We start from the raw sequence: 21,900 nt of genomic DNA on the forward strand, positions 1-21,900 counted from the left end.
TCGTCCGGGGCTTAGGCGTAAATGTCTGTCCAGAGCTCGGCCTCATCAGGCAGCGGGCTCTCTTTGGCAAAATCGGCGGAGGCGTTGACGATGGCTTTGATCTCTTTGTCGATCGCCTTCAGATCCTCTTCGCTGGCGTGCTTGCCGGTCAGCAGCATTTGACGCACGTTTTCAATGGGATCACGCTCCTCGCGCATCTTTTGCACCTCTTCGCGGGTGCGGTATTTTGCGGGGTCAGACATGGAGTGGCCGCGGTAGCGGTAGGTTTTTACTTCGAGGATATAGGGGCCTTTGCCCGCGCGGCAGTGTTTGACAGCGCGTTCGCCCGCGTCTTTCACCGCAAGCACATCCATGCCGTCGACCATTTCCCCTGGAATGCCAAAGGCTTCGCCGCGTTTGTAAATATCCTGTGAGGAGGTGGAGCGCGCCTGCGCGGTGCCCATGGCGTATTGGTTGTTTTCAATCACAAAGACCACGGGCAGATCCCAGAGGGCGGCCATGTTGAAGGTTTCATAGACCTGTCCCTGATTGGCGGCACCGTCCCCGAAGTAGGTGAAGGTCACGCGGCCGTTGTCTTTGTATTTGTCTGCAAAGGCGAGGCCGGCGCCAAGTGGCACCTGTGCGCCGACGATGCCGTGGCCGCCGTAGAAATGTTTTTCCTTTGAAAACATATGCATGGAGCCGCCTTTGCCTTTGGAATAGCCGCCCTCACGCCCGGTGAGTTCGGCCATCACACCATTGGCGTCCATGCCGCAGGCCAGCATGTGGCCGTGATCGCGATAAGAGGTGATGCGTTTGTCGCCTTCCTCTGTCGCCGCTTCCAGCCCCACCACAACGGCTTCCTGACCGATGTAGAGGTGGCAGAAACCGCCAATCAGACCCATGCCGTAGAGTTGTCCTGCTTTCTCTTCAAAGCGCCGGATCAGCAGCATGTCGCGATAGTATTGCGTGAGCTCTTCGCCCGAGACATTGGGCTTCTTTGCAGCACGTTTCGCCGCCATCGTGGTTCCTCCCAAGTGCTGGATGGTTTAACTTTAAACCATACTTGCGAAAATGGTAGCGGAAGCCCGTAGCGGTGGCGAGTGAAAAAAGCGTTTGATTTTCAGGGAGCTGACAGGATCAGCGGATCACCACTTCATCAGCCCGGATCATGCCAAGCACGTCGCGCACCTGTTGATCAAGCAGATCCAGATCCAGATAGCTGTCTGACAGGCGACGTGTAAGGTTTTCCATATGGGCAACCTCGGCCTGTGCAAGCGCGAGCTCTGCTTCGAGCTGCTGCTTTTCTGCGAGGATTTCGACACGACGGAACAGGCCATAGTCGCCCTGCACCGCGGCAAAGGTAAAATAGATCGCCAGCGCAAACGCCAAACCAAAAAACACAACAGCACCAAGAGCTGGGCGGGGGGATGTACCTGTCATTTTTGCCTCTAATGCGCCGTTTTCGGCGTCTTTGAACCAATATAGCCTAGGCGATTCGCGCTGTGAATTCCTTAAACACTTATTTAAGCATTTTTATAAAATGCGTTGTTTTAAGACTTCGAATCGCGTGATGCGTGCGGATCAGCCTATCTATCACTTATTAATGCTTTAGGCACGCAGCGTTCGGTGCCGGTTTTGTATTTGTCATCAGTGGCTTGCTTGAATTGTCGAAAAAAGTCTGAATTTCTTTTGTGTCAGCTCGGGTACGTTAACTTTTGCTCTGATGGCGTAAAACGGGTGTTTCGGTATTGCGTCGGTCCTGCGTCGGTATCGCGGCGGTGCGATTTTTCGGTGTTCTTGGGGGCGCTGAGAGTGTGAACCCTACGTGCGGTGCGGAAATCCGTTTTTTAAAAGGGGTGAAGTGCCCGCATAGTTGCGATATTGGAAAGTGATTCATGTCTGGCGCACGCTTTGTGTTTGTGCCGGAGCGATGACATCGCATGTTCAATTTACGAAATCAGCCTGACTAAAATGACCGAAACTTTTTTGTCTGACAATGTGCAGAACCTGGCCGGAACATGCACAGTTCCGCCTCAGAAACAGCCTTGGAAGCGGGTGCTCCCTGAGTTGTTTGTCCTCTCTCGTCTCAAGGTGATGGCTTTGTCCGCGTTGCCAGCGGTCTTCTGTGATTTTGTTTTGGGGGGTGGTGTTCTTTTTTGGGTCTCGCTGGTCTTTCCTGCCATCATGCTCGAGTCTTGCATTCGGTGCAGCCGGACTGCGCCGAAGCGTGAAATCGAACGCTACCATGAAGGGCGCAAAAACGTACTGTTGAGTGCCGAGGAGCTGCAGGCACTCAATCTGTGCGCGCGATTTACCTATCGTGATAAGGGCTGGTATCACACTTACGAAAATTACCCGTTTTGGGACCGTAAAGCTGGTTATGACGACCCTGCGTTTTCTGAGACGCGCCCCTATCAGCACCAGAATTTCGACTACTCAGAGCACCTGATGCATGCGCTCAAGCGGGATTGGGGGATTTCATCCAAACAGGCCGCGCTTTCGATGATCCATGATCTGCGGGATGGCAGGCTGCACCGCACCGCGGCGGTGACACTGTTCAATCAAGAAGGGTTCGACATTGTCTATGACCTCTTGGCAGACATGAGCGGTGCGCCACACAACAGCTTTCATCCGGTGTTTTTCCCAGAGGAGGAGGCCGCAGACTCGGGAGAGATGCTGGGGCAGTCGATGGCTGCCGCGCTGGATCAGTTTGGTCTGGATGAGGCGACTTTCTTTAAGGCGATCGCAGACAAATGCGCCGAACTTGATGACCCTGAGACGCTGAAACCGCATGGGGATGCGCGCGACCAGATGTTTCAGATTGTGCGCCATATTGGGCGATTGGCAGTGCGCAACGATGTGCGCAATATGTTCTTGTTTGACAAGGAGACCATTGATCGCGTGCTCTATCCGCAGGGAGAGCTTGATCTGTTGTCGCTGGGGTGGGGCTTTGATCTGAGCCGGGGGATGTTCCTGCTGCGACGCGCCTATGCGGCTGGTTTTCTGACACGCGAAGAGCTGCAACATGAGCTGCCAGCTTATCGGAAGATTGCCAGTGCAGCGTTTCCAGATTGGAATGCGTATTTTTGCAGCGAAGCCATCGGCTTTCTGTCCTGGAAAGTCCAGAAATCAGACACATCAGAAGCCTACGCCGCTGCGGCAAAAGCCGCAGAGGAATGCCACATGGCACTGCGTCAGCAGTTTCCGATTGATCATCAGGTGCCCTGGCCGGAGGCGGATGACGCGGCACAGGACGCACTCAAGGGTATTTTTGACGGTGGTGAGGTGAATCCGTTTTTCATGCCGCAAACCCTTGGTGCAAAGGTGACGACGGTGCTTTCGCTTGACGAGATTGTTCAGCCGGAGGGGGCGCTGCTGCATTGAGGCGCTGCGTCTTTTGCAGCGTTTTCGGTGGTCGGGTCTTTCACAGCCGCAGTAGCAGGCACAAAAAAAGGTGCGCAGAATATGCGCACCTTTTTGTTTTGATGTGAGAGTCGCTTAGCCTGCGACGGAGGCTTGATAGATCGTGTCGATGGAGCCCGCGATCATGTCGTTGAACTCGTCTTCGGTCTGCTGTGCAGAGAGACCTTCGGTCAGCGCACGGGAGAAGCTGGCAATCATGCCGGTGTTTTCAGACAGACGCGCGTTGGCTTCTTCGCGGCTGTAGCCACCGGAGAGAGCCACAACTTTCATCACACGTGGATGATCGACCAGTGTTTTGTAGTGGTTGGCCGCCTCTGGCAGGGTCAGCTTCAGCATGACCTGCTTGTCCTCTGGCAGGGCGTCGAGCTCTGCTGTGAGGGCAGCGAGCAGCTTGTCTTCGGCTTCAGACTTGTCTGCGATAGAGATGGTCACCTCTGGCTCGATGATCGGCACGAGGCCGTGGCCGAGGATCTGTTTGCCCACTTCAAACTGCTGCGCCACAACCGCTTTGATGCCAGCGTCGTTGGCCGCAGAAATCACGGAGCGCATTTTGGTGCCAAACACGCCTTTGGCCGCAGCGCGTTCGCAGAGCGCGTCGAGCTCTGGCATTGGCTTCATCACCTGACAGCCGTTTTCCTCATCTGCGAGGCCTTTGTCGACTTTCAGGAAAGGCACAACGCCGCGCTGTTCCCACAGGAAGGTCGGGGAGGGCTGGCCGCCGATGTCGCGGTCCATGGTCATTTCAAACAAGATCGCGCCGACCACTTTGTCGCCGGTGAAGGCAGGGGCCTGCGCAATACGGGAGCGCATGGCGTGGATCATGTCGAACATTTCAGCATCAGAGCTGTAGGCGGTTTCCTCAACGCCGTAGAGGCGGAGCGCTTTGGGGGTGGAACCACCGGATTGATCCAGCGCGGCGATGAAGCCGTTTCCGGCGGCAATCTTTTCAGCTTGTGCTTGATTAGACATTGGTGTCCTCAGTCAAAATCTGTTGAGAATAAAGGGTTATTGCCCCAGTTGGCCTCGCTATAGTTTAGCGGGCGCGGGACTTCAATTGTGGTGGCGCTATCGCTATTTAATTTGAGGCGCGACTTAAATAGGTCGCGCCTCTCTATTGTGCATTATTGGTTGAGCGCTGCAACACCTGGCAGCTCTTTGCCTTCCATCCACTCAAGGAAAGCGCCGCCTGCGGTGGAGATATAGCTGAAATCTTCAGCAGCGCCGGAGGCGTTCAGCGCGGCCACGGTGTCGCCGCCGCCAGCGACCGAAACCAGCGCGCCGGATTTGGTGAGCGCGGCGGCCTGAAGGGCGGCGGCATCTGTGGCTGCGTTAAATGGCTCGATCTCAAAAGCGCCCATGGGGCCGTTCCAGATCAGCGTTTTGGAGGCGGCAAAGACCTCCGCCACTTTGGCCACCGTGGCTGGACCTGCATCGAGGATCATCGCATCTGCCGGGCAGGCGTCAGAAGCAACGGTTTCATTGGCGGCGTTGGCGGCAAATTCGCGCGCGACCACAACGTCGGTTGGCAGCACGATGTTGCAGCCTGCCTCTTTGGCTTTGGCGAGGATCTCTGACGCGGTGTCGGTCATGTCGTGCTCGGCCAGGGATTTGCCCACGTCGATGCCTTGGGCGGCGAGGAAAGTGTTGGCCATGCCGCCGCCGATCACGAGGTGATCCACTTTGGAGACAAGATTGCCGAGCAGTTCCAGCTTGGTGGAGACTTTCGCGCCGCCAACAACAGCTGTGACCGGGCGCACCGGGTTGGCGAGCGCGCCTTCCAGCGCGGAAAGCTCTGCCTGCATCAGGCGACCGGCGCAGGCGGGCAGGGCGTGTGCCAGACCGCAGGTGGAGCTGTGCGCGCGGTGGGCGGCGGAAAACGCATCGTTGCAGAAGACATCGCCAAGCGCTGCCATCTGCGCGGTCAGCTCGGCGTCATTTTTGGTTTCGCCCGCGTGGTAGCGGGTGTTTTCCAGAAGCAGCACCTGACCTTCCGGCAGGGCGGCCACGGCAGCCTCCGCCGCGCCACCAACACAATCCGCAGCAAACAGCACGGAGGTGCCAAAGGCCGCTTCAAGTGCTGGCACCAGTTGTTGTAGGCTCATCTCCGGCACGCGCTCGCCCTTGGGGCGGCCAAAATGCGCCAGCAGGATCGGCTTGCCGCCCGCGGCGAGGATGTCGCGCACGGTGGGTACGATGCGGTCAATGCGGGTGGTGTCGGTCACAATGCCGTCAGCCACAGGCACGTTGATGTCCACGCGGGTCAGCACCCGTTTGCCGTTCAGATCCAATTGATCGAGGGTTTTCCACGCCATGATCGAAATCTCCAAAGAAAATATGTTGTGGTCTACCTAGCGTACTGGCGGGCTGGGTCAACGATCACTTGGCATTCTTGTGTCAGATGATTAACTAGCGCCCAAGAATTCAGATGAGGAGCGCCCCAATGGCCGATATCAAAGATCCCGAAAACACCATCCTGATGGAACTGAAAGACGGCACCGTCGTGATTGAGCTTCTGCCGGATGTGGCACCGGGGCACACCGAGCGTATGAAAGAGCTGGCGCGCTCTGGTCAGTATGACAATGTGGCGTTCCACCGTGTGATTGATGGCTTCATGGCGCAGACAGGCGACGTGGCCAACGGCAACATGGAAAAAGACTTCAACATCCGCATGGCGGGCACTGGCGGCTCTGATCTGCCAAACCTGAAAGCGGAATTCTCCAAGCTGCCACATGACCGCGGCACATTGGGCGCGGCGCGCAGCCAGATGCCAGATTCTGCAAACAGCCAGTTTTTCATCAACTTCTCTGACAACCACTTCCTGAACGGTCAGTACACTGTTTATGGTCGTGTCATCGAAGGCATGGAGCATGTGGACGCCATCGTACGCGGCGAGCCGCCTGCCAGCCCAGATCGCATGATCAGCGTGAAGGTGGCCGCTGATGTCGACGCTTAAGCTTGCAGCGGCTTTCGCTTTGCTGGCCAGCCCTGCGCTGGCCACGGGGCTGAAGATCGAGGTGGCTGGCGAAGGGGCCAATGGCACCATCGTGGTTGACCTGTTTGAAGATGTGGCGCCGCAGCACGCGGCCCGCATCACCGATCTCGCAGCCAAAGGCGAATACGACAACGTCGCGTTTCACCGGGTGATCGAAGGCTTCATGGCGCAGACCGGTGATGTGCAGTATGGCGACACTGCTGCTGACTATGATGCGCGGTATGCGGGTCGTGGTGGCTCTGATCAGCCGGATCTGCCTGCGGAGTTTTCTGATCTGAACTTTGACCGTGGTGTCGTGGGTATGGCACGCAGCCAAAGCCCAAACAGCGCGAACAGCCAGTTCTTCATCATGTTTGATGAAGGTGCTTTCCTGAATGGCAACTACACGGTTGTGGGCAAAGTGACCGAAGGCATGGATGTGGTGGACGCGATCAAACGCGGTCACCGCCAGAGCGGCGCCATCACAGGCGCACCGGATGTGATGAAAAAGGTCACTGTGACGGAGTAAGCTCCACACAGCTATGACTGCAATTGACGCCGACCACAGAGAAGTCTGTGGTCGGCGTTTTTGTTTGGTTATCCGGCGGAGTGCGCGCGTATGGCGGGTGCGGGGGGCCAGCCGGTTTGCAGCGTTGGCGATGTGCCGTTGTTCACAATCATGGCCGGGCGTTCGTGGATAGAAACGCTGAGTTTGGTCGCGTCATGCTGGGCGGTGATCGTCAGGCGTGCGCCTTTGTGGGCGGGCACGGCGCGGTCCAGCAGATAGGCGGTGCGGCCCCAGTGGCCATCGGTGTCATCCTCTGTCCCAAGGCCGTTGGTCACCGAAATGCCCGGCGCAAGTACCATCTCAAAGCTGAGGCAGACCGCGTGTATCATGCCGGAGCCTGCGCTCATCAGTTCGGTGGTGATGCGATCCGCATCAATGCTTGGGTTGGCAAAATCAAAGTGGAATAGATCTGTGGCGGGGCCGAGCGGGCGCAGGCCGCAGGCGGTGAAGTCATTGGGAGTGACTTGTGCAACAGAGGCAAAGTGGTGAAAGGCGCTGAGATCAAAGCCCTCTGCCTCCTGAGGACGCCAGAGATTGACGAGCTTGTCGCTTTCCACCAGTTGGGCGCGAACGGTGCCGCTTTCGGGAATGGCGCGGGCACCGGGTTTGGCGAGGGTGGCCATGGCGTGTGCCAGCGTGGCCAATGCGCCTTCGCCCAGCAGGTTGCTGTCGACAATTTCTGAGAGCACCACATCGGCGCGCTCCGGGATGTCCTCGCCAATAACGATGTTGTGGGACCATTTTGAAATCACGGTGATCTTATCGCTGAGCCCATTGGCGGCGATCACGCGTTTTGCGGCTTCGGCAATCAGGGGCTGTTGTTCGCAGGCGTAGACATGTTTTGCGCCCGCACGTGCGGCCAGCATCGCGGTGAGACCGGCGCCGGAGCCGATGTCGAGCACGATGTCGCCGGGTTTCACTTTGGCGGCGATGGCTTTGGCATAGGCGGTGTTGCGGGTTTTGTCAGCGAGCATCGGGAAGTGCCAACGGGGCACAAACATCTGAAAGAGTTGTTCGCGCAGAAGCTGGGCCTCGTGGTGTTGCGGATCAATTTCAAGGGCCTGTGACAGCAGTCGGGAGGCCTCTTGCCCTCCGTCGCCAAGTGGGGCGTTTTGCGCGAGAGACACCAGCGTGTCGGCCTGTTGCTTGGTCTGCTCTTGATCGTGGGAGAGGGGCACATTCTGTGCGGTCGCGGCGGGCTGATTTTCCAGCAATTTGTCGGTTCCCGATTTTAATCAAAACTGACTTAACGGGTAGCGACACGTGGTTAAGGATCAGTGAAACGCGCTTCAGAAAGGCGCCAAACCGGATTTTACGCCTGTCGGTGTGGCGGACCGCACCAAAGGGGGATGGGGCGCGCAGAGGAGAGTGACTGTCAGGCAGGGCGAGCGGCAACGCCGTGTGCTCGCGCCTCGCCAGACAGTGCATTTTGCGCGCGTCTCAAGCTTCAGAACTTGTCAGTTTCCAGAGCAGAGCCCCAATCGCGGCCCCAACCAACGGGGCCACCCAGAACAACCAAAGTTGGGCCAAGGCCGGACCGTCGGCAAAAAGCGCAACGCCGGTGGAGCGGGCTGGGTTCACGGAGGTGTTGGTGACCGGAATGGAGATCAGGTGGATCAGCGTCAGGGCAAGGCCAATCGCAATCGGGCCAAAGCCGACGGGCGCGCCATGGGATGTGGCGCCCAAAATCACAAAGAGAAAGCCTGCTGTGAGTACGATTTCGATGATCAGGGCAGACATCATAGAATAGCCTTGTGGTGAGGCTGTGCCGTAGCCGTTGGAGGCAAAGCCGCCGGGCCCCGCGAAGTCTGGCGCGCCAGATACAATCAGATAGAGCAGCACAGCCGCAGCGATCGCGCCCGCGAGCTGTGCAATCCAGTAAGGGATCAGGTCTTTGCCTTCAAAGCGCCCTGCGATCATCAGGCCGAGGCTGACCGCGGGATTAAAATGGCCACCGGAAATATGCCCGACCGCATAGGCCATGGTGAGCACTGTCAGGCCAAACGCCAAACTGACGCCAAGCCAGCCGATGCCCACATCAGCCACTCCAGCGGCCAATACCGCGCTGCCGCAGCCGCCAAAAACAAGCCAGAACGTGCCAATGAATTCTGCTGATAATTTGTTCAACATTTCTACCTCCTAAAATCACATGGGGTGACGGTAGAAGGCGTATCTTTGAAAAGAAAGGATTTTTGGGTGTGGTCCTGGGATCGACCGCGCACAGTGGGGGGGAGACAGTGGGGGAGACACAGGTGTTGTGGGCGGAGGTATTTGCATAGAAAAACCGCCGCAACCCAGAGGCTACGGCGGTTGGAAATCAAGATCGTAAGGCGACGATCAGACTGTGACTTAGCTGCCGGCCTTGGCTGTGGCAGGGGCGGCTTGTGGTGCTGCGGCAGGCGCAGCGGTTTTGCCGCCGGTGAGCGGGTCATCCTGACGCTGCACAGAGCCTTCAAAATGCGCACCGCTTTCGATGGCGATGGTTTTGTGGATGATATCCCCCTCAACACGCGCAGTGGATGTCAGGCGCACTTTCAGACCACGCACGCGGCCCACGATGCGGCCGTTGACCACAACATCATCCGCGATCACTTCGCCTTTGATGGTGGCGGTTTCACCCACGGTGAGCAGGTGCGCGCGAATGTCACCTTCGATGGTGCCTTCGACCTGAATGTCGCCGGTTGTTTTCAGGTTGCCCGTGATGTGCAGGTCAGAGGACAGCACAGATGCGGGCGGCTTCGCCTTAGGGGCGGATTTGAAGTCGCTTGCTTTTGCCGGTGCCGCAGGAATCGCAGATTCGGCAGCAGGAGTGGCCGGAGCGTCGGCTTTCGGTGCGGGGTCGTTGATTTTGCTCTTAGAAAACATCTCTTCCAGCCTTGATAAATGTCATCGGGTTCACCGCGCGTCCATTGACACGCACTTCGTAGTGTAGATGCGTGCCGGTCGAGCGTCCAGAGTTGCCCATATCACCTATGCGGTCACCGCGCGAGACTCTTTGGCCAACTTTTACGCGGATTTTCGCCAGATGGGCATATCGTGTCTCAATTCCGTGCTCATGACGGATTTTCACCAAGCGGCCATAACCGGATTGCCAGCCCGCGTGCACCACCACACCGTCGGCGGTGGAATGGATCGGCGTACCATAGCGCGCGGCAAAATCGGTGCCTTTGTGCATCCGTCCCCAGCGCATGCCAAAGCCGGACGTGTAGCGGAAGGCGGATTGCACCGGATTGGCGAAAGGCACGGTTTCGGCGGCGATGCGGTACATGTTCAGTTGATCCAGCTGATCAAGAAGCCGATTGGCGCGTAGGGTTTCTGCGGTGAGTTCACCACCTTTGGTGGAGAAGCTGAGCGGCATCATCGGACCACCCTGACCGCTGTAGCCGCGGCGCACCTCATTGAGCAGGTTTTTGGGATCCAGCCCAGCTGCTGTGAACATCTTGTTGAGAGGCTCCACAGAGATGGTCATCGCGTCTTCGAGCTGGCGGAAGATCTGGTCGTTTTTCTCCTCCATCAGCAGGAGTTCGCGCTCCATTTCATCAGCGGCTTCTGAGGCGGCGCGTGCGTCTGCCACCAGCTGATCGCGTTCTTCGGCTGTTTCTGTGAGGGCTGTGGAAAGCACATCGAGCATGTCGTTGCCCAGAGGGGATGCGCCGATCAACGCTGTTTGGGTTTCGGCCTGTGCCACGTCGCGGGCGACGACTTCGGCGCGGGCCGCTTCGCGCTCCTGCATGGTGCGGCGCAGGGTGGATTGGATCACCTCGATGCCGGTTTCCAGCTCACGGCGGCGGATCTCGGATTCAAGCAGCTGCGACTGCATCTGGGAGACCTGAGCAAGCGCGGTGTTGAAGCGGGCCTGTGCCGCCAGCGCTTCGTCGGTGCGCGCATCACGTTCTGCGGACAGATCGTTGAGACGCTGCTCATAGGTCATTTGATCGCGCTTGGCCTGCTCGCGGAAATTGCCGGACCCGATGCTGTCCATCAGCAGAATCGCAGTGGCGATGATCGTCCAAGCAACAATGGCGGACGCGCCGAGGAACGCGACCAATTGCGTGCTTGGGCGTAGGCGGATGAAGCGGGTGTCGGTGTCCGATCTCAGGAAGAGACGTCGTTCCGGAAAAAAGCGTTCTAGCACCGAGTGCATTCGGATCGCGAGGCGTGTTCTCACGTCAGTACCCTTCGTATAGTCCCATCCCCAGAGCCCCTTTGGTGAGGCATCCGTGCCTTGATATCTGTTAACCGATATCTTGAGGCGCTGTTGTAACGGCGGCTTTTGGACACGGCAAGGATTTTGACCTTCTGCTGCAGGGTTTCGCGCGTGCGCCCCAAAACATCGGCGAATTGTCGCCGAACGGGTTAAAGGCGTGGCGGCACGCCGCACCTTTAACCATGAATTCACAGTCCTTGGCCGCCGTAGGGCGCTCTTACCTCGTGACCGCTGATTTCATGCGCCTAGCGGGCGTATGCCGGGGGCTCTTCGTCGGCGAGTGGCCAATAAAAATCAGGGGGCAGCCCTGCGTCTGCGCGTTTTTCTTCGTTGAACGGCGGCTTGAGTGCCCCGTGGAAGTATTTTTGTACGAGACGGTGAAATTCTGCTTTGGGATCAAGCTCATGGCGGCCGCAGAGGAAATTAAACCACTTGGATCCATAAGCCACATGGCCGACTTCTTCGGCGTAGATGATACGCAGGGCTTCCAGTGTTTGGTCGTCTTTGGCGTTCTCAAAGATCTTGATCATGCCGGGGGTGACATCGAGCCCGCGCGCCTCAAGCACCATTGGCACAACAGCGAGCCGACCGAGCAGATCATCTGCTGTGTCTTCGGCGGCGCGCCACATGCCAGCATGCGCTGGTAGGGCGCCGTAAAAGCTGTCTTTGGCTTCAAGGCTGTCGCAGATCATATTGAAATGATTGGATTCTTCTGCAGCGGATTTCACCCAGTCGTCATAAAATCCAAGTGGCAGTTTGGTGTCGGTGAAGCGTGCGATGATGTCCCAGTGCAAATCGACCGCATTGAGTTCGATATGGGCAACGGCGTGCAGCATGGCGATGCGGCCCTGCGGGCTGCCGGGGCGGCGACGGGGCACATCGCGGGGATCGCGCAGCTCAGGTGCGGCGGGCCGGGCCGGTTGCATTGGCGGCGTGGCTGTGCCGATGGGGGGAGGCGTTCCGGCCTCCCGCGCAGCAAACCATGTGGCGGCATGTTGTTTGGAAAGCGCTGTCTTGGCGCGCCCATCCGCGGTGGAGAGGACCTCCACCGCCATTTCAGCAAGAGTTTTGGTCATCAGAGGGCTTTCACCGCGTCCAGCACCTCTTCGGCGTGACCGGGCACTTTGACCTTGGGCCAGCTGCGCGAAATCTTGCCTGTGGCATCGATCAGAACCGTGCTGCGCACGATGCCCATGAAGGTTTTGCCATACATTTTTTTCTCTGCCCAGACGCCATAGTCTTCGCAGACAGAACCATTTTCATCACTTAATAAAGGCACGTTAAGATTTTGTTTAGAAATGAATTTATCGTGGCTGGACAGACTGTCTTTGGAGATGCCAAACACCTTTGCGCCTGCGGCTTCAAATTCCGGCAGAAGCTCTGAGAATGCGATCGCCTCTTTGGTGCAGCCTGAGGTGTTGTCACGGGGGTAGAAAAACAGCACAACCGGCGCAGGGCGCAAGGCAGAGAGAGTCACCTCTGTGTCGCCTGTGGACGGCAAGGTAAAATCGGGGGCCATTTCATTGGCGTCAATCATGGTCACACTCCTTGTTGAGGGCCGACTTTTGTGCGTCGGCGAACTTTGGTTGGCTGGGCAAGGCTTGCCGGGCTTGGGTCGATGTGCGCGAGGCGTTATAGTCTGATGATACAGGCCCTCGAATAACAGAACATACAGAGGCATCAACCCTGACGAATACCAGTCCGGATACCGCCCCACGCGGGGATGTGCCTGCGCAGGCACAGGACGACGCCAAAGTCATTGACCACGCAGCAGAGGATGCGGCGCGGGCAAAGACGAAGGAGGTGTCGCCTGCGGAGGCTGTGCCGGCGCGTCGGGTGCGTCGGTTTGGGATCTTGGCTTTGCTGAGTGTGGCAGTGCCTGCGGTGTTGTTGGCGCTGGCGGTGGTTGCTTTAAGCGGACGACCCATCGTGGCCCCGGATTGGCTGCGCAATCGGATCGAAGCCGAACTTAGCAAACAAATGACCGCAATCGATGTGCGTGTTGGTGAGGTTTCGCTGGTTTTTGAAAGTGACTGGGATCCCAGCATTTTGATGCGTGGGGTTCAGGTGCTGCCGGCAACCGGGGGCGGCGCTGTTGCCGTCGAGCGCATCAATGTGCGGCTGGCGATGGCGCCTTTGCTGGAACGCAGAGTGTCGTTTCGCGAGGTGCTGGTGTCTGGGGTGACGCTGACAGGGCTGCGGCAGGCGGATGGGCGCTTGCGGATTGCTCTGGGTCAGGCGATGAGCGCAGGGGCGTTGCAGACTGATACGGATATTTTCACGTTTGGTGAACAGTTGGAGGGCTATCTGGAGCGGCCCACGTTGGCGCATTTGACGTCCTTTGTGATTGAGGATGTGACCTTGCGCCTTGAAGATCTGCGGGCGCGCCGTGCCTGGACGGTGGACGGCGGAGAGGTGGCGCTGCGGCGAGACGGCGACACTGTGCAATTGTCATCCCAGCTGACGGTGCTGGGGGGGCGCAGCTACGCAAGTTTTGTGGAAACATCGCTGACCACGCGGTTTGGCACGCTGGCCACTGACTTTGGCTTGAGCTTTCAGGATATTCCAAGCGAAGATCTGGCCTCTCAGATTACGGCGATGCGCTGGTTGGAAATCCTGCGTGCGCCGATTTCTGGCGCCCTTCGTGCGAGTCTAGATGATGCAGGTCAACTCAGCGACGTGCATGCCACGCTGCAGATTGACGAGGGTGTATTGCAGCCTGAGGGCGAGGTGCGTCCGGTGCCTTTTGATGGGATGCGCAGCTATCTGACCTATGATCCGGCGCGGGGGGCAATCCGGTTTGATGAGCTGTCGGTGACAAGTGACATGATCCGGGTGTCTGCTTTTGGGGAGGCGTTTCTGCGCGGCCCGGATGGTGGCTTGCCTGATGAGTTTCTGGTGCAGCTGACGTTGAATGAGTTCCGCGCGAACCCTCGTAATTTGGAAGACGATCCGATTGCACTGGAGCGCAGCTTTGCCGATTTCCGATTGCAGCTGGATCCGTTCTCTCTCGATCTGGGGCAATTGGTGGTGCGTCAAGGCGGCAATCAGGTGGTTTTGGATGGGCATCTGGGCGTCGATGGGGCGCATTGGGACTATGCGCTGAATGGGCAATTGGATGCGGTGCAGGCGCGCAATGTGCTGTCGGTCTGGCCGAAGAGTTTTGAACAGAAGCCGCGAAAATGGGTGTCGGAAAATCTGCGACAGGCGCTGGTGACAAATGTGGATCTGGCGGTGCGGTCGCGCGGTGCGGCGCTGCCGGATCTTTATGTGGGCTTTCAGTTCGAAGATGCGGTGGTGCGCGCAGTGAAAACCATGCCCCCGATTCAGGGCGGCGTTGGTTTTGGCATTGTGAAAGACAACAAGGTTCACATCGCGGTCGAAGAAGGATTTGTGGAAGCGGACGTGGGGGGGCGTATCAACGTCGCCGGGTCGAGCTTTATCGTGGAGGACATCCGGCTCAAGCCGTCGCCGGGACATGTTGATGTGGTGGCTGAAGGGCCAATCACAGCGGCGTTGTCCTTGCTCGATCGTGAGCCCATGAAGTTGTTCACCAAAGCGAAGTTGCCGGTGGATTTTGCACCCGGTCGTGCGGTGGTGCGCGGAACAATTGACATGTTGTTGAAAGACAATCTGCCGATTGAGGAAGTGATGTATGACATCACCGGCGACTTGTTGGACGTGACCAGCACGCATTTCATTCCAGACAAGGAAATGAAGGGCAATTTTTCGCTTCGTGCGACGCCTGAGCGGGTGGACATCGAAGGGGCTGGCACGCTGGCTGGCATTCCTGTCGATGCGCATTGGCACATGTTTGGCGGCAAGGAAAACGAGGGGCGCAGCTGGTTGACGGGCACGGCGGTGCTGAACGCGCAGGCGCTTGAGGTGTTTGAGGTGCGCCTGCCGAAGGGGACGCTGTCGGAGGAGGGCGTGCTCAGCTATGATATGGAGATCGTGCGCGACGTGCCGCCTAAGCTGAAGCTGCGCTCTGATCTTGTGGGCGCGCGGCTGTCGGTGCCCCCGATTGGCTGGCGCAAGGCGGCGCGGACAGCGGGCAATCTGGAGGTGGACATTACGGTTGGAGAGCCTCCGATCATTGAGCGCGTGCTGTTTGAGGCACCGGGGCTTTCGCTTGAGGGAGATGTAACTCTGGCGAAAGAGGGAGGACTGGAGGTTGCGCGGCTGAACCGTTTGGCGGTTGGGCAGTGGCTGACCGGCAGGGGGCTGTTGCGCGGGCGCGGCGATGCGCTGCCTGCGCTGGAGCTGACCGGTGGCCGGATGGACATGCGCCAGATGCCGGACACGGCGCGTGGCGGCAGTTCAGGCGGGTCTGGCGCGGCGGCCAGTGGCCCGATCACGGCGCGGCTTGATGAACTGGTGGTTACAGATGGCATTCGATTGGCGCCGATTTCCGCAGAGCTTTCGACACAAGGGGGGATCTCCGGTCGGTTTCAAGGCAATTTCAACGGTGGCCCGGCGGTCACCGGTTTGCTTGCGCCGCATGCCAATGGCACGCAGGTGCAAGTAAAGTCACCCCAAGGCGGACAAATCGCGGCCTCTATGGGGGTGATCGCTGCAGCCAAAAATGGCGCGATGACGTTGGATTTGATCCCGCGGGCGGCCAAAGGTGAATATGACGGCACGCTGAGCATGAAATCGGTGCGGGTGCAGCAGGTGCCCGCGATGGCGGCGCTGCTCAATGCGATCAGTGTCGTGGGGCTGATTGATCAGCTGAATGGACCAGGGCTGTTTTTCTCTGACGTGTTTGCGAAATTCCGCATCACGCCAGGCCAGTTGATTGTCGGCGAAAGCAGTGCCGTGGGACCGTCGATCGGATTGTCAGCCAATGGCACTTATAGCTTTGCCCAAAAGTGGTTTGACATACAGGGCACCATCTCGCCGATTTACGCGGTGAATGTGGTGGGGCGGCCTTTTGCGCGGCGCGGGGAGGGGTTGATTGGCTTCAACTATCGCATGCGAGGGCCCGCGGCGGACACATCAATTTCTGTCAATCCGCTATCGGCCTTGACGCCGGGCTTCTTTAGAGAGATTTTCCGCCGTCCGCCCCCGGATCTGAGCAACTGAGGGCGGCCCTTTCCAACTGACACAGCACACGGCGCCATTCTGATGCAGCTTTCTGATTTTGACTTCGACCTTCCAGAGGCTCTGATTGCCACGCGACCTGCTGAGCCGCGCAGTTCGGCGCGTCTGTTGGTGGCCAAAGGCGATGAGATCATCGATGGGGTGGTGACAGATTTGCTGGAGTGGCTGCAGCCCGGAGATCGGCTGGTGCTGAATGACACCAAAGTGATTCCGGCGCGGCTGTCAGGTTACCGCGTGCGCAGCGGGCCAGAGGGCGAGACGCAGGCGCGTATGGAGGTGACGCTGCTTGAGCCGCGTGCCGGAGGCGCATGGTCTGCCCTGATCAAGCCGCTTAAGAAAATCCGCGAAGGCGAAGACATCATTTTTGCCGCCGGGCTGAAAGGCACGTTGTTGTCCAAAGAAGACGGGCAGGGCGTGGTGCAGTTTGATGTGCAGGGCGCAGATTTTGATGCGGCGCTGGATGCGGCGGGCAATATGCCGCTGCCACCCTACATCGCGGCGAAACGTGCGGCGGATGAAAAGGACAAGACCGACTATCAGACCGTCTGGGCCAAGCATTCCGGGGCGGTGGCGGCGCCGACGGCATCATTGCATTTTGATGCGCCGTTGCTGGAAGCGCTGAAGGCGCGCGGTGTGGAATTTACCCATGTGACATTGCACGTGGGGGCTGGAACATTCCTGCCGGTGAAGGTGGACAACGTCAAAGAGCACAAGATGCATGCGGAATGGGGGCGGGTCACCGAGGCGGCCGCGGCTGAGATTGCAGCCACGAAAGCCGCAGGTGGCCGGGTGATTCCGGTGGGGACAACCGCGCTGCGCCTTATCGAGAGCGCTGCACGCGAGGGCGCAATCGCGGCCTGGGAAGGCAATACGGATATTTTCATCTACCCGGGATTTGAATTTCATGTGGCAGATGCCTTGATGACCAACTTCCATTTGCCAAAATCCACCCTGATGATGCTGGTCAGCGCGCTGTTGGGACAGGAACGCATACGCAACGTCTATGACCACGCGGTGAAAGAGGGCTATCGCTTCTTCTCTTATGGGGATGCCTCGCTGTTGTTGCCCTAAGCGGTGCGGGGGGCGGACCCTATGGGCGCGCCCGGCTGCTGCGCGACATGAAATCGAGAAAACGCTTGGCTGAACTTGGCTTGTGCGGCAGCATCTTCAAACGCTGTTGTGCGAAGTCAGGGAGCGTTTCAAAAGCAAAATAAATCAATGAGCGCGCAAAACGACACATGCTTGTCGCGATTGAAAGCGATGAGGGTGCCACGGATTTTGCAAATGAGCGCAAACGTGAGAAGGTCTCAAAATGGTTGAGTTTTTTAAAGGCGCCTGGCCGCTGCTTTTGGGGATGTTGCTGCTGATGGTGGGCAACGGGATGCACGGCACGCTGCTGGGTATTCGCGGCGAAAGCGCTGGCTTCTCGACATTGGAAATGTCGATGGTGATGTCGGCCTATTTTGTTGGCTTTCTGGGCGGCAGTCGTACCACACCGGAGATGATCCGCCGCGTGGGGCATGTCCGGGTCTTTGCGGCGCTGGCCTCCATGATCTCAGCGGTTTTGATCCTGTTCCCGACGCTGGAGCATCCGATTGCCTGGATTCTGGGCCGGGTCATCATGGGGTTCTGTTTCTCTGGCGTGTATGTCACGGCGGAAAGCTGGCTGAACAATGCGGCCAACAATGACACCCGCGGTAAGGCGCTGTCGCTTTACATGATCGTGCAGATGATTGGCATTGTGACCGCGCAGGGGCTGATGACAGTGCCCGATGCCACAGGCTTTTTGCTGTTTGTGATCCCATCGGTGCTGGTTTCGATTTCGTTTGCGCCCATTCTGTTGTCGATTTCACCGACCCCAGCCTTTGACACAACGAAACCCATGAGCCTGAAAGAGCTGTTTCAGAATTCTCCGTTGGGGGTTGTTGGCATGTTCCTGTTGGGGGGCGTGTTCTCTGCGCAGTTTGGCATGTCGGCGGTTTTTGCCACCCGCGCAGGTTTGAGCCTGACAGAGCTCAGTGTGTTTATTGCTGCCTTTTATGTGGGCGCGACACTCTTTCAGTATCCGTTGGGCTGGATGAGCGACCGGATGGATCGACGCCGGTTGATCATGATCGTTGCAGTGATCGGGGCTGTGGGCAGTGCGGTTGGATTTATGGCAGGGGACAATTATCCGATGCTGCTGATTGCGGCGATTTTGATCGGAGGGTTCACCAACCCGCTGTATTCCATGCTGATCGCCCATGCCAATGACTTCCTGGATTATGAGGACATGGCGGCGGCGTCCGGTGGGCTTGTTTTCGTGAATGGTGTTGGCGCAATTGCAGGGCCGTTGATCACTGGTAGTGCGATGGATTTGGTGGGGCCGAGCGGCTTTTTCATCTATCTCGTCTTTCTGCTGGCGGTGCTGGCGGTCTATGCGGCGTATCGCACGACCCGCCGTCCTGCTGCGGCGGCTGAGGACACTGGCAGCTTCACCGCGGTTATGCCGACGTCCTCGCCCGTTGCGGTTGAGGTCGCCCAAGAGGTGGCAATTGAGACCGCCATGGAAGAAGAGCAGGAGGCTGCAGCCGGATAGGACACTGCGCATTGCGACACAGCGTTTGACCCAATCGCGCGCTGTGTCGCATCGTTGCAATTTGTGACTTTTAACTCCGGCAATCTTCTGTGTAACGTTTTTGTAAAAGGGCCCCCGCGCGGGGGCAGAAAACGCGAAGGAGAGGGGCCATGGTGCGTCCCGAAGATGTTTTGTCATTTTGGCTTGATGAGATTGGACCATCAGGCTGGTATCAGGCCTCTGATGACCTGGATGAAACCATTCGAAACAAGTTCATGGACACATGGGAGAAAGCACGCGATGGCGGATTGGGGCAGTGGCTGACCTATCCGAGCGGCACGCTTGCATATCTGATTGTGACAGACCAGTTTTCTCGCAATATGTTTCGGGGCAGTGGCAAAGCCTTTGCAACAGACCGTCAGGCGCTTTGTGCGGCCAAGTCTGCATTGCACAAGAAATGGGATCAGAAAATTGATGGCCCGGCGCGGCAGTTCTTTTTCCTGCCGCTGATGCATTCTGAAAACCTCTGCGATCAGGAGCAATGTGTGCGCATGTTTGTTGATCGTATGGAGGATGCGGACAGCAATCTGTTGCATGCGCAGGCACATCGTGAAGTGATCCGCCAGTTTGGTCGCTTTCCCTATCGCAATGAAGCGCTGGCGCGGGCGTCAACCGAGGTGGAAGCCGCCTATGTTGAAAAAGGCGGATATGGCCACACCATGCGGCTGTTGCAGGCCGCACAATAAGCGCATCAAAATTCATATGTCCAAAGGCGGGCCCGCGTCACTGCGGGCCCGCAATACGTTTGATCAGTTGACGGGCGCGGTATCGACAGTCGCAGCGTCGCCGGGCGTGTCGACACTGTCGGGCAAGTGACAGGCCGCCAGTTTGCCCAGCCCTTCGCTGGCACGGGCTGACAGCCGCTCCACACCTTCTGACATCAGGCGATCTGGCGTTTCTGCGAGGGTTTGCAGATTGCTGTTGATGGCTTCCAGCTCTGCCTGCAACGCGTCGGCGCGGGTGGCAAGCGCCTGTGTGGCTGGCAAGTTGAGCGCCGCGCTTTCCAGCGACAGATTTGCCAGATCTTCGCGCAGGCCAACAACTTCGGACTGCAGGGACTGGACCCGCTCTTCCATCGGTTTGACGATCTGCAGATTCTCCGCGAATTCGGCGACCACCCGTTCGGCGGTGCCAGACAACTGCCAAAGCAGAAACAGGCAGAGCGCAACCAATATGAGGGTCGCGTTGATCAGGGCGATCAGCAGATCTTTGATGACTTTCATGGGGTACTCCACAGGAGGCTTAGAATTTCCCGCAGTGTGCGCCGAAGTGGGCGCGATCTCCAGTGAGAAAATGCGCGTTTTGCGGGCGGTTGGCTTTGTTGAAGCAGGTGGAGAATCCGACTAGGCTCCTGCTGAAGTAAGACGTGGCAGGCGAGGAGCAGCACCCATGGCAGAGAAAAGCTTTGATATGATTGTCATCGGTGCGGGGCCGGGGGGCTATGTTGCGGCCATTCGCGGTGCGCAGCTTGGCCTGAAGGTGGCCATTGTGGAACGCGAGCATATGGGCGGGATTTGCCTCAACTGGGGCTGTATTCCGACCAAGGCGATGCTGCGTTCCGCCGAAGTGTTCCATTTGATGGAGCGGGCGGCGGATTTTGGCCTGAAGGCAGAAGGTATCGGCTATGACATCGACGCCGTCGTGAAACGCTCGCGCGGGGTGGCGAAACAGCTGAGTTCCGGTGTGGCCTTTCTGATGAAGAAGAACAAGGTTGAGGTCTTTATGGGGGAGGCGACGCTGCCCGCCAAAGGCAAGGTCTCTGTGAAAACCGACAAGGGCGTCGAGGCGCTGAGCGCAAAGAACATTGTGCTGGCCACCGGTGCGCGGGCGCGGGAGCTGCCGGGGCTTGAGGGCGATGGCAAGCGTGTCTGGACCTATAAAGATGCGCTGGTGCCACCGCATATGCCCAAGAAATTGCTGGTGATTGGCTCGGGTGCCATCGGCATTGAGTTTGCGAGCTTTTACAACACGCTGGGGGCGGAAACCACGGTTGTGGAGGTGATGGATCGCGTGCTGCCGGTAGAGGATGCGGAGATCAGCGCCTTTGCCAAAAAGCAATTTGTCAAACAGGGCATGAACATCCTTGAGAAATCCATGGTCAAGAAACTGGATCGTGCCAAGGATAAGGTGACCGCGCATATTGAGACCGGTGGCAAGGTCACGACGCAGGCGTTTGACACGGTGATCTCTGCTGTGGGGATTGTCGGCAATGTGGAAAACCTCGGGCTGGAAGCGCTGGGGGTAAAGATCGACCGGACCCATGTGGTGACCGATCAATATTGTGCCACCGGTGTGGAGGGGCTTTACGCGATTGGCGATATCGCTGGCGCGCCGTGGCTGGCGCACAAGGCGAGCCATGAGGGCGTGATGGTGGCGGAGCTGATTGCGGGCGGCAAACCGCATCCGGTGAAGCCAGAAAGCATTGCGGGCTGTACCTATTGCCATCCGCAGGTGGCGAGCGTCGGCTATACCGAGGCCAAGGCCAAAGAGCTGGGCTATGACGTCAAGGTCGGGCGTTTCCCTTTCATCGGCAACGGCAAGGCGATTGCCTTGGGTGAGCCTGAGGGCATGGTGAAGACGGTGTTTGACGCCAAGACCGGTGAGCTTTTGGGTGCCCATATGGTGGGCGCGGAAGTGACCGAGCTGATCCAGGGCTATGTGGTCGGGCGGCAGCTGGAGACCACGGAGGCCGAGCTGATGGAGACGGTGTTCCCGCATCCGACGCTGAGCGAGATGATGCATGAAAGCGTGCTGGATGCCTATGATCGTGTGATCCACATCTGAGCCGTTATTACGCATGATTTTGATGGCCTCCGCATGGGCGGGGACCTTTTGCGATGAGCGCGCGATCTTTGCGGCGAATGGTCATCCGATGAGGGGTTCAAAACGTAACTCTCCCTGATTATGTGTGAGCCTTGCGAACGGGCTTGGCGAATGAATTTGTTCTCTGTATGTTCGCAATAATTGAGGGGCAGTGAGTCCGTGAGTCCGTGGGGCCGTTGCCTGCTGCCGCAGCCGTTGGGGGTATT

Annotated in this window: 19 protein-coding genes; 8 read left to right on the forward strand and 11 right to left on the reverse strand. The window is 58.2% G+C overall.

Going from position 1 to position 21,900, the window contains the following annotated elements:
• Positions 1–11: 11 nt before the first annotated feature.
• A complete protein-coding gene (gene pdhA / locus J7413_RS00635; RefSeq protein ID WP_209095465.1) occupies positions 12–1,001 on the reverse strand; it encodes a pyruvate dehydrogenase (acetyl-transferring) E1 component subunit alpha in 990 nt (329 codons plus the stop codon).
• A gap of 118 nt (positions 1,002–1,119) precedes the next feature.
• Positions 1,120–1,422, reverse strand: a complete 303-nt coding sequence (locus tag J7413_RS00640; RefSeq protein WP_209095466.1) for a septum formation initiator family protein — start codon at positions 1,420–1,422, stop codon at positions 1,120–1,122.
• Between the two features lie 531 nt (positions 1,423–1,953).
• Between J7413_RS00640 and J7413_RS00645 the strand changes: the two genes are divergently transcribed.
• Positions 1,954–3,366, forward strand: coding sequence for a DUF1266 domain-containing protein (locus J7413_RS00645; RefSeq protein WP_209095467.1), 1,413 nt, complete (start codon positions 1,954–1,956; stop codon positions 3,364–3,366).
• A 114-nt stretch (positions 3,367–3,480) separates the two neighbouring features.
• Here the strand turns inward: J7413_RS00645 and J7413_RS00650 are convergent, their stop codons facing one another.
• Positions 3,481–4,374 carry a fructose bisphosphate aldolase gene (locus J7413_RS00650; protein WP_209095468.1) on the reverse strand — a complete coding sequence of 298 codons (894 nt, stop codon included), beginning with the start codon at positions 4,372–4,374 and terminating at the stop codon, positions 3,481–3,483.
• 152 nt (positions 4,375–4,526) lie between these two features.
• Positions 4,527–5,717: a phosphoglycerate kinase gene (locus J7413_RS00655; protein ID WP_209095469.1), complete on the reverse strand. Its 1,191-nt coding sequence runs from the start codon at positions 5,715–5,717 to the stop codon at positions 4,527–4,529.
• 128 nt (positions 5,718–5,845) lie between these two features.
• On the opposite strand from J7413_RS00655, the gene J7413_RS00660 reads away from it, so the two are divergent.
• Positions 5,846–6,358, forward strand: coding sequence for a peptidylprolyl isomerase (locus J7413_RS00660; protein WP_209095470.1), 513 nt, complete (start codon positions 5,846–5,848; stop codon positions 6,356–6,358).
• The gene (locus J7413_RS00665) at positions 6,345–6,905 is read left to right on the forward strand and encodes a peptidylprolyl isomerase (protein ID WP_209095471.1); all 561 of its coding nucleotides are present in this window, start codon (positions 6,345–6,347) and stop codon (positions 6,903–6,905) included. Before J7413_RS00660 ends, J7413_RS00665 begins: the two co-directional genes overlap by 14 nt.
• A 68-nt stretch (positions 6,906–6,973) precedes the next feature.
• On the opposite strand, the gene J7413_RS00670 is transcribed toward J7413_RS00665, so the two are convergent.
• The 6 genes from J7413_RS00670 to J7413_RS00695 form a co-directional block, all read right to left on the reverse strand.
• Positions 6,974–8,122, reverse strand: a complete 1,149-nt coding sequence (locus J7413_RS00670) for a 50S ribosomal protein L11 methyltransferase (RefSeq protein WP_209096703.1) — start codon at positions 8,120–8,122, stop codon at positions 6,974–6,976.
• A 262-nt stretch (positions 8,123–8,384) separates the two neighbouring features.
• Positions 8,385–9,074 (reverse strand): aquaporin Z, encoded by a 690-nt coding sequence (gene aqpZ / locus J7413_RS00675; RefSeq protein WP_209095472.1) that lies wholly within the window; start codon positions 9,072–9,074, stop codon positions 8,385–8,387.
• Positions 9,075–9,293: 219 nt separating this feature from the next.
• The gene (locus J7413_RS00680; RefSeq protein ID WP_209095474.1) at positions 9,294–9,809 is read right to left on the reverse strand and encodes a polymer-forming cytoskeletal protein; all 516 of its coding nucleotides are present in this window, start codon (positions 9,807–9,809) and stop codon (positions 9,294–9,296) included.
• Positions 9,799–11,112 (reverse strand): M23 family metallopeptidase, encoded by a 1,314-nt coding sequence (locus J7413_RS00685; RefSeq protein ID WP_209095476.1) that lies wholly within the window; start codon positions 11,110–11,112, stop codon positions 9,799–9,801. Before J7413_RS00685 ends, J7413_RS00680 begins: the two co-directional genes overlap by 11 nt.
• Positions 11,113–11,396: 284 nt before the next feature.
• The gene (locus J7413_RS00690) at positions 11,397–12,227 is read right to left on the reverse strand and encodes a ferritin-like domain-containing protein (RefSeq protein WP_247743271.1); all 831 of its coding nucleotides are present in this window, start codon (positions 12,225–12,227) and stop codon (positions 11,397–11,399) included.
• Positions 12,227–12,688, reverse strand: a complete 462-nt coding sequence (locus J7413_RS00695; protein ID WP_209095478.1) for a peroxiredoxin — start codon at positions 12,686–12,688, stop codon at positions 12,227–12,229. The genes J7413_RS00690 and J7413_RS00695 overlap by 1 nt, the downstream gene beginning before the upstream one ends.
• A gap of 188 nt (positions 12,689–12,876) precedes the next feature.
• Here J7413_RS00695 and J7413_RS20700 point away from each other — a divergent pair, with 188 nt between their 5' ends.
• The 4 genes from J7413_RS20700 (at position 12,877) to J7413_RS00715 (ending at position 19,557) form a co-directional block, all read left to right on the forward strand.
• Positions 12,877–16,236, forward strand: a complete 3,360-nt coding sequence (locus tag J7413_RS20700) for an AsmA-like C-terminal region-containing protein (RefSeq protein ID WP_209095480.1) — start codon at positions 12,877–12,879, stop codon at positions 16,234–16,236.
• Positions 16,237–16,278: 42 nt separating this feature from the next.
• Positions 16,279–17,325, forward strand: a complete 1,047-nt coding sequence (gene queA, locus J7413_RS00705) for a tRNA preQ1(34) S-adenosylmethionine ribosyltransferase-isomerase QueA (RefSeq protein ID WP_209095482.1) — start codon at positions 16,279–16,281, stop codon at positions 17,323–17,325.
• A gap of 241 nt (positions 17,326–17,566) precedes the next feature.
• Positions 17,567–18,832, forward strand: coding sequence for an MFS transporter (locus tag J7413_RS00710; RefSeq protein WP_209095484.1), 1,266 nt, complete (start codon positions 17,567–17,569; stop codon positions 18,830–18,832).
• 149 nt (positions 18,833–18,981) lie between these two features.
• Positions 18,982–19,557, forward strand: a complete 576-nt coding sequence (locus J7413_RS00715) for a DUF924 family protein (protein ID WP_209095487.1) — start codon at positions 18,982–18,984, stop codon at positions 19,555–19,557.
• A 63-nt stretch (positions 19,558–19,620) separates the two neighbouring features.
• Here the strand turns inward: J7413_RS00715 and J7413_RS00720 are convergent, their stop codons facing one another.
• A complete protein-coding gene (locus tag J7413_RS00720) occupies positions 19,621–20,094 on the reverse strand; it encodes a hypothetical protein (protein WP_209095489.1) in 474 nt (157 codons plus the stop codon).
• A gap of 166 nt (positions 20,095–20,260) precedes the next feature.
• Between J7413_RS00720 and lpdA the strand changes: the two genes are divergently transcribed.
• Positions 20,261–21,655, forward strand: a complete 1,395-nt coding sequence (gene lpdA, locus J7413_RS00725; protein ID WP_209095491.1) for a dihydrolipoyl dehydrogenase — start codon at positions 20,261–20,263, stop codon at positions 21,653–21,655.
• The last annotated feature ends 245 nt before the right edge of the window (positions 21,656–21,900 follow it).

The sequence above is a fragment of the Shimia sp. R10_1 genome (genome assembly GCF_017744095.1).
Classification (GTDB): domain Bacteria; phylum Pseudomonadota; class Alphaproteobacteria; order Rhodobacterales; family Rhodobacteraceae; genus Shimia.

Coding starts and splice junctions, on each gene's coding strand:
- aqpZ (WP_209095472.1), bottom strand. CDS start 9,074: ATGTTGAACAAATTATCAGCAGAATTCATTGGCACGTTCTGGCTTGTT.
- J7413_RS00655 (WP_209095469.1), bottom strand. CDS start 5,717: ATGGCGTGGAAAACCCTCGATCAATTGGATCTGAACGGCAAACGGGTG.
- queA (WP_209095482.1), top strand. CDS start 16,279: ATGCAGCTTTCTGATTTTGACTTCGACCTTCCAGAGGCTCTGATTGCC.
- J7413_RS00715 (WP_209095487.1), top strand. CDS start 18,982: ATGGTGCGTCCCGAAGATGTTTTGTCATTTTGGCTTGATGAGATTGGA.
- J7413_RS00680 (WP_209095474.1), bottom strand. CDS start 9,809: ATGTTTTCTAAGAGCAAAATCAACGACCCCGCACCGAAAGCCGACGCT.
- J7413_RS00695 (WP_209095478.1), bottom strand. CDS start 12,688: ATGATTGACGCCAATGAAATGGCCCCCGATTTTACCTTGCCGTCCACA.
- J7413_RS00720 (WP_209095489.1), bottom strand. CDS start 20,094: ATGAAAGTCATCAAAGATCTGCTGATCGCCCTGATCAACGCGACCCTC.
- J7413_RS00660 (WP_209095470.1), top strand. CDS start 5,846: ATGGCCGATATCAAAGATCCCGAAAACACCATCCTGATGGAACTGAAA.
- pdhA (WP_209095465.1), bottom strand. CDS start 1,001: ATGGCGGCGAAACGTGCTGCAAAGAAGCCCAATGTCTCGGGCGAAGAG.
- lpdA (WP_209095491.1), top strand. CDS start 20,261: ATGGCAGAGAAAAGCTTTGATATGATTGTCATCGGTGCGGGGCCGGGG.
- J7413_RS00690 (WP_247743271.1), bottom strand. CDS start 12,227: ATGACCAAAACTCTTGCTGAAATGGCGGTGGAGGTCCTCTCCACCGCG.
- J7413_RS00710 (WP_209095484.1), top strand. CDS start 17,567: ATGGTTGAGTTTTTTAAAGGCGCCTGGCCGCTGCTTTTGGGGATGTTG.
- J7413_RS00645 (WP_209095467.1), top strand. CDS start 1,954: ATGACCGAAACTTTTTTGTCTGACAATGTGCAGAACCTGGCCGGAACA.
- J7413_RS00665 (WP_209095471.1), top strand. CDS start 6,345: ATGTCGACGCTTAAGCTTGCAGCGGCTTTCGCTTTGCTGGCCAGCCCT.
- J7413_RS00640 (WP_209095466.1), bottom strand. CDS start 1,422: ATGACAGGTACATCCCCCCGCCCAGCTCTTGGTGCTGTTGTGTTTTTT.
- J7413_RS00650 (WP_209095468.1), bottom strand. CDS start 4,374: ATGTCTAATCAAGCACAAGCTGAAAAGATTGCCGCCGGAAACGGCTTC.